The sequence below is a fragment of the Phyllobacterium sp. P5_D12 genome (assembly GCF_054049495.1).
Genome location: NZ_JBFUMG010000210.1, coordinates 1 through 7,462, shown reverse-complemented (window position 1 = coordinate 7,462; position 7,462 = coordinate 1). Strand labels below are relative to the sequence as shown.

At 54.9% G+C, this 7,462-nt stretch carries 7 protein-coding genes; 4 read left to right on the top strand and 3 right to left on the bottom strand.

Features of this window, described 5'->3' with window-relative positions; translation table 11 throughout:
• Nucleotides 1–798 (top strand): guanine deaminase (locus ACXJ5O_RS14695; RefSeq protein WP_457300529.1); only part of this gene is annotated, 798 nt, incomplete at its 5' end.
• A gap of 68 nt (nt 799–866) precedes the next feature.
• Nucleotides 867–2,078 (top strand): NAD(P)/FAD-dependent oxidoreductase, encoded by a 1,212-nt coding sequence (locus ACXJ5O_RS14690; protein ID WP_457300528.1) that lies wholly within the window; start codon nt 867–869, stop codon nt 2,076–2,078.
• An 18-nt stretch (nt 2,079–2,096) separates the two neighbouring features.
• On the opposite strand, the gene ACXJ5O_RS14685 is transcribed toward ACXJ5O_RS14690, so the two are convergent.
• From ACXJ5O_RS14685 to ACXJ5O_RS14675, 3 genes are read right to left on the bottom strand one after another with little or no spacing between them, the layout of a single operon-like run.
• Complete coding sequence (locus ACXJ5O_RS14685; protein ID WP_457300527.1) at nt 2,097–2,684, bottom strand: sarcosine oxidase subunit gamma; 588 nt, start codon at nt 2,682–2,684, stop codon at nt 2,097–2,099.
• Nucleotides 2,677–5,664: a sarcosine oxidase subunit alpha family protein gene (locus tag ACXJ5O_RS14680; protein WP_457300526.1), complete on the bottom strand. Its 2,988-nt coding sequence runs from the start codon at nt 5,662–5,664 to the stop codon at nt 2,677–2,679. Before ACXJ5O_RS14680 ends, ACXJ5O_RS14685 begins: the two co-directional genes overlap by 8 nt.
• Complete coding sequence (locus tag ACXJ5O_RS14675) at nt 5,661–5,936, bottom strand: sarcosine oxidase subunit delta (protein WP_457300525.1); 276 nt, start codon at nt 5,934–5,936, stop codon at nt 5,661–5,663. The genes ACXJ5O_RS14680 and ACXJ5O_RS14675 overlap by 4 nt, the downstream gene beginning before the upstream one ends.
• A gap of 437 nt (nt 5,937–6,373) precedes the next feature.
• Between ACXJ5O_RS14675 and ACXJ5O_RS14670 the strand changes: the two genes are divergently transcribed.
• Both ACXJ5O_RS14670 and ACXJ5O_RS14665 read left to right on the top strand, forming a co-directional pair.
• Nucleotides 6,374–6,637, top strand: coding sequence for a hypothetical protein (locus tag ACXJ5O_RS14670; protein ID WP_271894593.1), 264 nt, complete (start codon nt 6,374–6,376; stop codon nt 6,635–6,637).
• A 223-nt stretch (nt 6,638–6,860) separates the two neighbouring features.
• Nucleotides 6,861–7,462: haloacid dehalogenase-like hydrolase (locus tag ACXJ5O_RS14665; protein ID WP_457300524.1), on the top strand; the 602-nt coding region annotated here is incomplete at its 3' end.

Below are 7,462 nucleotides of genomic sequence, written 5' to 3'. Positions count from 1 at the left end.
GGTCTACTCGATACGCCACAATCCGGATATGACGATAGCAAGGCGCTTATCGCGGACTGGCACGGCAAAGGGCGTCAACTCTACGCAATCACGCCGCGTTTTGCTCCGACCTCATCTCCAGAGCAACTCGAGATGAGCGGCACGCTGGTGCGCGAATTTCCGGATTTGCATGTGCAGACGCATCTTTGCGAGAACACTGCAGAGATTGCCTTCGTTGCCGAACTGTTCCCCTGGAGCAGGGACTACACGAATGTTTATGAGCACTACGGACTGCTGGGGCCAAAGACGCTGCTCGGCCATTGCATCCATTTGAGCGATGCCGAAGTGAGTACGATTGCCAACAGTGGATCGATTGCTGTTTTCTGCCCGACGTCAAATTTGTTCATAGGAAGCGGCTTGTTTGATCTGGCGCGCATTCTGGCGTCAAATATTCGCAACGCTATTGCGACGGATATTGGCGGCGGCACATCTTATTCCATGCTGAGAACGCTGGATGAGGGCTATAAAATTCTCAACATCCAGGGCCAGCGTTACCATCCACTCCGGTCTYTTTACCAGGCAACCCTGGGCAACGCGCGGGCTCTTGCGCTGGAGGGTATTATCGGCTCGTTCGTGGCAGGTGCGGAGGCTGACTGCATCGTTCTAAATGCGCGCGCCACGCCCGCAATGCGCATTCGCATGGATACGGTCGAAACACTGGTGGAAGAGCTCATGCTGATGCAGACCATGGGGGATGATCGAACAATCGCCGAGGTTTACATCGCCGGTGTCGCAGCCAAGAGCACTTTGCCGAACTGACAACGCAGGGAACCAAAGAACGCATTCGGCCGTTCGGCTCGATCAATGCCTCGTCTCCGGGACCCTTCATGACAACACAGCACAGGAATTTGCGAACCGGCCAGCCCATCTGGCTTGGCCGAAGGGCCACCGGAGCTGAGTTCAACATGCTACTTGACGATATAACAATAGATATCGCGATTGTTGGCGCCGGCATTAGTGGCGCTCTCATGGCCGACAGCTTGAGTGAAGCCGGGTATTCGGTTGCCATTTTTGACAGACGAAAGCCCGTAACCGGCTCAACGCCAGCAAGCACCGCACTGCTGCAATTCGAAATTGACACACCTCTGCATCACCTTGCGCAACAAATGGGTCGCAACGATGCCGAGCGTGCTTGGCGGCGATCAAAACTTGCGGTCGATGCACTACGCGAAAGAACCCGTGAGCTTGGAATAAACTGCGAAATGCAGGACAGGGATTCGCTTTACCTTGCGGGCGATCTTCTCGACGAGAAGGGCTTGCAGAAAGAGCTATTGGCTCGTCGCCGAGCGGGCTTTGAAACAAAATTTTTGAACCGGGACGAACTAAAGGCCAGGTTTCACATCGATCGCCCGGCGGCATTGATGAGTTTTGACAATATTGAAGCCAATCCGCGCAAACTGGCGCTTGGTTATCTGAACGTTGCAATCTCGCGTGGCGCCAAAATCTTCGCGCCGGTTGAAATCGTGTCGGTCGAACCACGTTCGCGCGACGTAATTGCGGCAACAAAGGAGGGGCGAAAAATACGCTGCAAATATCTGGTTTCCACAACGGGTTATGAAATACCCGAGCAAGTGCCGCAGAAAGGACACCAGATCATTTCTACCTGGGCACTTGCGACACCGCCCCAGAAGCAAAAACTATGGCCCGAACAGTGCCTGATCTGGGAAGCCTCGGACCCTTATCTCTATATGCGCACGACTCAAGACGGGCGGATTATCGTCGGTGGCGAGGATGAGGAATTCGAGGACGAGGAAAAGCGCGACGCGAAATTGCCAGCTAAGACCAAGGCAATTCTCGCAAAGCTCAAGAAGTTGTTTCCCCAGGTTACCGCTGAAGCAGACTACGCCTGGACTGGAAGCTTTGGCTCGAGCACAACGGGTTTGCCAACAATTGGCGCCATCCCAAAATTGGATCGATGCTTTGCCGTCCTCGGATATGGCGGGAATGGGATCACGTTTTCCATGGTCGCGGCGCAACTCGTTCGAGGGCTAATAACCCGGACGGGCGATCCGGACGAAGACCTGTTTGCATTCAAATAGGCTATTCCACCAAATAGGCTATTCCACGCGGTAGCCGACTTCCTCCGCCGCATGTCCCAACGTCTGCCAAAACGAGCGGGCAAAGGTGCGGAACACGTAGAGATCGAAAGTCTCGTCATCGATCCGCTGTATGTTGGCATGAATGTCGTGATGCAGCGCGGCACGTCCGTAGGCGATGGGGAAGGCATGCTCGGAAAAGTCGATGGCGAAGAGTTTCGATAATATCCATTCGGAGCGCGGTCCGCTGATCCGAATGACGGTGCGGCCATGGGTGAGGTCAACCATCGTCCCGAGTTCCGGAGAGATGGCGGAGCGCAACCGGGATTCGAGATCAGGTGTTGCGCTAACGACGAAATAACGACCGGGCGCAAAGCCAAAGACAGATTTTTCGCCTGCAACGCGGCCGAGACCCGGCTTATTCTGAAGAACAAGACCCGTTGCACTGCCGATTGCGGTCAGCACGATGGGTATCGTATCCGGCCATGCTGTGACCTGAATGATCGAGAGGTTTTTTCGCTCGCGCAGTGTGACACCAACACCGGCAGCGGAATTGCCGTGATCGCCCGGAATGAAAGTTCTGCCGAGTGGAGATTGAGATTCAGCCATGCATCCGGCTTCCTTTTGGATCGAACATGTGATGACTGACGATCTCTACTGCGCAATGTTTGTCGCGGAGCAGGTCCGTTGCAAAGGCGCGATTGCCGATCATTGACGTCCCGTGCTTGACCAGTGCGAGTGCGATATATTTGCCAAGCGCCGGTGAGTAACAGGCCGCCGTGACGTGACCAAAACTGTCGGCGGGTTCGCGCGGGTTAGGGTCGGTTACGATGTGGCTGCCCCCATTGATCGATTGATTGTCGAGCGAAATCAAACCCACGAGCGACAAGCGCTTTTCATCCTTGAGCCCTTCAYGATTGATCATGGCGGAGCCGATATATGGCTTCTTCTTCGACAGCATCCAGTCGAGATGCAGGTCATGTGCCGTGGTTCTGCCGTCAATTTCAGCACCGGTGACATGACCTTTTTCGATACGCAGCGTCCCGAGGGCTTCAAGTCCGTAGGAGATGATGTCAAAGGGCTTGCCGGCAGCGAGAAGCGCTTCCCAGACGCGTATCCCGTATCCGGAGCCGCAATAAACTTCGTAGGCAAGCTCACCCGAGAAAGACAGGCGGCAGATCATGACTGGAACATCGTCGATTTTGCCATGAACGATACCCATGAAGGGCAGGCTGTCATTATCAACTTTTGATCCAGTCACGCAGGACTCAAGTACAGCGCGCGACTTTGGACCAGAGATGGCCGAACCCGCCCATACGTCGGTGACCGAGGTCAGGTGGACGCGCAACTCCGGCCAAATACAGTCGAGATAATATTCCAGATGCTGCATGACAGGGCCGGCGTTGGCGGTCGTCGTCGTCATCAGGAACTGTGTTTCGCCAAGGCGCCAGGTTGTGCCGTCGTCGAAGGCAATTCCATCTTCACGCAGCATTAGACCATAACGCGCCTTGCCTACCGGCTGGGTGGAAAACATATTGGTGTAAACGCGGTCAAGGAGTTCCGCTGCATCGGGACCTTGTATATCGATTTTGCCAAGGGTTGAAACATCGACGATGCCGACACTCTCACGAACTGCCCGCGCCTCGCGAATATATGCCTGTTCGATTGTTTCGCCGTGGCTGGAATAAATCATCGGGCGATGCCAGAGACCCGCTTCATAGGTTTTCGCACCGTTTGCCAGATGCCAATCGTGCATGGGTGTCAGTCGATGCGGACGCAAGTCTCCGTATCTTTCGCCAGCCAAAGTACCTAGCGAAACCGGTGTGAATGGCGGACGGAACCGTGTTGTACCCGCTTCGGGAATCGAGATGCCGCGCACGTCGGCCATGATGGCAAGGCCGGGAACATTGGAGGTCTTGCCCTGATCGGTCGCCATCCCAAGCGTGGTGTAGCGCTTCAGATGCTCGACCGAGTGAAAACCTTCGCGGTAGGCGAGGCGAATATCGTCGGCCGTGACGTCATGCTGAAAATCGACGAAGGCTTTCTGGGATTTAACCGCGGGTTCGATTTCAAACACGGGTGCAGGAGACGAATCCAGCATTGGCGCTTCTACCGGCGGAAGGATGAGCCTGCTCTTGGCGGAACCCTTGGTTGCCGCGTCGGACATGACGCTGATCGTATCCATGTAACCGGCTGCGGAACCAGTCATCACCCAGTTCTGGTTTGGCTCCGGCGGCAGGAAAGCCTGAAGATCCTCGTCCCATTCAGGCTTGCCGCCTGCCTGACTTGCAAGGTGGATGGCGGGCGACCAGCCACCCGAAACGCCAAGACAATCGGTCTTGATTTCGCGGGGCGCGCCTGAAACGCGGCCGGTCTCCGCGTTGAAATGCTGTACCGAGATCGAACTCAGCGTCTTGCCAGCATGGGTCGCCGTAACTGCATAACCGAGCAACAGCTCGGCGCTGGCTACACTCGCGATATCCCTGCACGTGCCGGATACGTCAGCGCGAACATCGATGATCGCGCTCACATTGACACCGGCAATCGAGAGCGTTCGGGCCGCATCATAAGCGCTGTCATTGTTGGTGAAGAGGGTGACATTGTTTCCGGCCGCAACGCCGAATTCGACCGCATAGCGGCGCAGCGCATCGGCGAGCATAACACCTGGACAGTCATTGCCGGGAAAAACGATCGGCCGCTCGAATGCGCCAGTCGCCAGAATCACCTTGCCGGAGCGAACTACCCAATGACGCTGGCGTGGCAGGCCCTTCGTCCGGTTCGGCTTGTAATCGGAAACATGTTCGACGGCTGAGAGAACATTGCCATCATAATAACCCCAGACGGATGTCCTGGTCAGAAACCGGACATTTGGTAGATTCGCCAAAGCGTCAGCCTTTTCGCGAGCCCAAACGGCAGGGTTGCGTCCATCGATCATTTCACCGGAGCCAAGCAGTGAACCGCCGGGCAGCGGGCGTTCCTCCGCGATGATGACGCGCGCGCCCGTTGCGGCAGCCGCTTCCGCAGCAATCAGGCCGGCAGGACCACTGCCGACGACAAGGACGTCGCAAAWGGCGTTCATGCGCTCGTAACGGTCTGGATCGGGGGCCGTGCCTGCTTTGCCAAGTCCGGCTGCGCGGCGGATGAACTTCTCGCAGAACATCCAGAAGCGTGTGCCTTTCAGTGGGCCGATCGCCGGTCCCATGAATGTCTTGTAATAAAATCCTGCCGAGAACAGGGGGCCAGCCAATTGGTTGATGGCCATGAAATCGTGTTCCAACGACGGAAAGCGATTTTGACTTTGGATGACAAGACCGTCAAAAATCTCAAGTTCCGTAGCCCGAACGTTCGGTTCGCGTACATCACCGGAAAGAACTGTGACGAGGGCGTTGGGCTCATCGCTACCGGCGGCGAACACACCGCGCGGGCGATGATATTTGAACGAGCGTCCGAAAAGCGTAATGCCATTGCCAAGGAGCGCGGAAGCGAGCGTGTCTCCCGGATGCCCGCTATGGGCCTTTCCGTCAAACGTGAATCGGATGGATTTCGAGCGGTCGATACGTCCACCCTTCGATAGCCGCGAACTTGTCATGAACGGCCACCACTCACGGTGTCGCGCGCAAATACCGCCGACGAAATCGTGTGAGTTGCCATATCCCGCGTGACAAGGAGATGCTGGCGGCAACCTCCCGTATGAAGCCAGAACTCTCGATGGGGACCGCTGGGGTTGGTGCGATCAAAGACGTACGAATTCCACGCGTTCTGATCGATGGATGCCGGATCTGGTCGTTTACGCGTTGCATCGCCTTGATAGGTGAACTCGATGACATCCCGAGGTCCGCAATAGGGGCATTTGATTATCATGATCTCATTTGTCTCGATGGCGAAACGAGTGACTCGCGAGTAGTTTGCTTCAAGGACCAATCAACAGAATGTGTCGCGACTGGTCAAGGTTGACGACCGGAATATAAACGTTGGCATGCACATWAAAAAAAAATACTTCACGCCCCGATTATATTCTTCATTATAGTAAGACTACCGTCAAATTATCATCCGCATCGTAACCATAACGTCAAGGAATGTCGTTCCGCCGACTGGTTTAGGCGGTTGAGTTGTTGCGTCCAGATCGTCTGGATCATTGGGCATATCCACAATCGAAAACGGTTCAACGATGGTTACGGGGTCGCCCAACTTGAAAAACCCTCGGCCGTTCAGTTGCCGTTCAACTTGATCCCGTTATAACTGTTGTCGAGGAGCCCGTTGGGGTTCCGTAACAGAGGCGGTGGAAGCACCGTAGAGAAATGAACAAGTTTGTTGTTGCCGTTTTTTTGTCTGCCGTTTCAGCGGGATCAGCATTTGCCGCCAGCGTCAAGAACGATGAGGCCAGCGCCCAGACTATCGTTGTTACTGAGGGCTCGAGCAAAACCGAACTGCAGGTCGGTGCCGGCGAAACCGTCGAGTTCTGCAATGGCGGTTGCTTCGTTACTTTTCCGAATGGCGACCGCGAAGCCTTGAAAGGCAGTGAGACCGTTGAAATCAAGGGCGGTAAGGTTTCTATCAAGTAAGCTAAGCGATTTGCAGCATTACACACGAAGTTTACGAACCGGCTGGAATCAATTTTCGGCCGGTTTTTTAATGCTTCATTCACTGTTGGTACTACTTTTCAGATTATCTTTCGCGCGGCCGAATCAACTTCACTTTTCATTTTTACTTTCCCGATAAGTCATCGACTGATAGGCAATATTCTTGCCAGCTTGAATAGGCGCATGATTTCAGGGACATGTTGTGGTGGATGCTCGTTCTGACAACAAGACAGTTGACCTCGTAGTAGATCTCGACGGCACGCTTATAGCCACTGATCTTCTATGGGAAAGTACGTTTCAACTGCTCAAACAGAACATGCTGTATCTCTTTCTTCTGCCCCTTTGGGCTTTAAAGGGAAAAGGTCATCTCAAACATCAGATATCGCTTCGCGTCGCGATTGACCCCGCAATACTCCCTTACCGGGGGGAGTTCGTCGCTTACCTGCGCGAGGAGCACCGCAAGGGTCGAAGGCTGGTGCTTGCGACTGGCGCGGCGCGCAAGTTTGCCGAGAGTATTGCCGCATATCTGGGTTTTTTCGATGCTGTCTATGCGACAGATGAAACGCGCAACCTGACGTCCATTCACAAGACCAAATTTCTGCTCGAGACTTTCGGTGACGTCAAGTTTGCCTACGCGGGGAACAGCCGAGCAGACGTTCCGGTGTTCAATGCAGCAAGCGAAGCGGTCGTTGTGGCACCGGATCGGGCCGCAGAGAAATGGCAGCGTACACATTCTGCGAAATTGTTTGAAGCGCCGAAGACCGATTGGAAAACCTTCGCCAGGATGTTGCGCGTGCATCAATGGAT

Bases quoted from the DNA above. Each gene is read 5' to 3' on its own strand.
- ACXJ5O_RS14685 (WP_457300527.1), bottom strand. From the start codon at position 2,684: ATGGCTGAATCTCAATCTCCACTCGGCAGAACTTTCATTCCGGGCGAT.
- ACXJ5O_RS14670 (WP_271894593.1), top strand. From the start codon at position 6,374: ATGAACAAGTTTGTTGTTGCCGTTTTTTTGTCTGCCGTTTCAGCGGGA.
- ACXJ5O_RS14675 (WP_457300525.1), bottom strand. From the start codon at position 5,936: ATGATAATCAAATGCCCCTATTGCGGACCTCGGGATGTCATCGAGTTC.
- ACXJ5O_RS14690 (WP_457300528.1), top strand. From the start codon at position 867: ATGACAACACAGCACAGGAATTTGCGAACCGGCCAGCCCATCTGGCTT.